Here is a 1981-nt window from a genome sequence, read left to right as displayed (position 1 = left end):
AGGCCGTTCGGGCGTCGTCAGTAGGCCATGCCCATGACCTCCCGCACCGTCGCGAGCGTCCGCTCGGCGACCACGTTGGCCCGGGCGTTGCCGTCGCGCAGCACACCGACCACGTAGCCCGGGTCTCGCTCGAGCTCGGCGCGTCGCGCCCGGTGGTCTCGGAGACCGTCGTTCACCGCCTCCGTGACGACCTGCTTGAGGGCCTGCGCTCCACCCTCGCCCACTCGCTCGGCGATCGACTCGGGGGCCTCGCCGAGGAAGAGGCCGGCAAGCACCAGGAGGTTGGCCACCTCTGGACGGTCCTTGGGCTCGAAGGTGATCCGTCGCTGCGAGTCGGTCCTCGCTCCCCGGATCCGAGCAGCCGTCTCGTCCGCCGTGTCCCGCAGGTTGATGACGTTGCCGCGGCTCTTGCTCATCTTCGCGCCATCGGTGCCGAGGAGCAGCGGGACGTCGCTGAGCAGGGCCTCGGGCTCGGAGAAGATCCGCTGCCCAGCGGCATACCGCTGGTTGAACCGGCGCGCGATCGCCCGGGTCTGCTCGAGGTGCGGCAGCTGGTCGCGTCCGACGGGCACGACCCGGCCATGGCAGAAGAGGATGTCGGCCGCCTGGTGAACCGGATAGGTGAGGAGGAGCCCGGACAACGGCCGACCGCCCGACAGCTCGAGCTCGTCCTTGACCGTCGGGTTGCGCCGCAGCTCGGCCTCCGTGGTGAGTGCCAGGAACGGCAGCATGAGCTGGTTGAGGGCCGGCACCGCAGAGTGGCTGAAGATCGTCGTGCGCTCGGGATCGATCCCCGCAGCCAGGTAGTCGAGAATGAGCCCGTGGACGTGCTCCCCGATGGCGCCGACCCCGTCTCGGTCGGTGATGACCTGGTAGTCCGGGATCACGATGAAGGTCTCGACGCCCTTGTCCTGCAGGCGAACCCGGTTTCGCAGGCTGGCGAGGTAGTGGCCCACGTGGAGGGGGCCGGTCGGTCGGTCCCCCGTGAGCACCCGGAAGCGCTCCGGGTGACCAGCGGCCTGCTCGTCGATGAGTTGGTCGAGGACGGCGCTTCGCTCGCGAGCGGCCGCGTAGGTCGCGCCCTCGTCGGCGTTGACCTGGCCCGTGTGGACGTCTCCCGTGTGGACGTGACCTGTGTGGACGTCTCCCGTGTGGACGTGATCTGTGCAGGCCTCGCCTGGGTTGTCTGCGTCTGGGTTGTCTGCGTCTGGGTTGTCTGCGTCTGCGTTCACCGCGACGGCGACCGCTGCGGCGCTGTCGGCACCTCGCGCGCTGGTGGTTGTCATGGTGTCTCCATGGGTTGGGTGGCCCACGGGTGACACGACCTGTCGGTGACAAGCGAAGAGCCGCCCGCAGGCGGCTCGGTTGGATGGGTTCGTTCGGATGGCCGCCTCAGCTGGGCAGCCACCACGCGCGGATCGGCGAGGCGAACGAACTCATGACGCGAGGATAGCCCAATCCGGGGCGACCTCGCATGGGCCAATGACAGGCGATCGGCTCGGCCCCGACCGACCGCCTGTCGGCCTCGCTGGGACCTCGCCCCGACTCGAACGCACGAACCGGTCGAGTCAACGGGAGGTCCCAGCTCCTTCCAGTGTGCCTCCGTCTTCGACATCCCGCGCGGCGAAACGATCGAGAACCCGACTGGCCCTGAGCGTCACCCAACGGGACGGCTCGCGTCCGGAGTCCGGCGGCAGGTGCGTCTCACCCGGCCAGGTGCGCGCTGTCCAGCGCCCGTCGTTCCGTCGGCGGGAGCGCAGCACGTCGAGCGCGGCGCCCATCCTCGGGTCCGGCGGGACCTGCAGGGCCGCGAGGCACTCGACCCGCGGAGGATGTCGAAGTGCCATCGCGGCGGGTGGTGGAGCCGGGTGAAGTCGTCCCGGATCGTCTTGCCGGTGCGCTCGCTCCGGAAGAGCTCATGGCGCAAGAGGAACTCGACGGAGGTGGTCGCCGCGTCCTCGAGCTCGTCCACCCGGTGTCG

1 protein-coding gene is annotated in these 1981 nt (G+C 69.9%); it reads right to left on the bottom strand.

Features of this window, described 5'->3' with window-relative positions; genetic code table 11:
• Positions 1 to 17: 17 nt before the first annotated feature.
• Positions 18 to 1286: a tryptophan--tRNA ligase gene (trpS, locus tag LOY02_RS14615; RefSeq protein ID WP_317183095.1), complete on the bottom strand. Its 1269-nt coding sequence runs from the start codon at positions 1284 to 1286 to the stop codon at positions 18 to 20.
• Positions 1287 to 1981 lie beyond the last annotated feature (695 nt).

It is taken from the genome of Intrasporangium sp. (assembly GCF_032907665.1).
In the GTDB taxonomy this organism is placed as follows: Bacteria; Actinomycetota; Actinomycetes; order Actinomycetales; family Dermatophilaceae; genus Intrasporangium.
The sequence above is the reverse complement of the archived record's forward strand: the minus strand, read 5'-3'. Positions and strand labels throughout refer to the sequence as shown.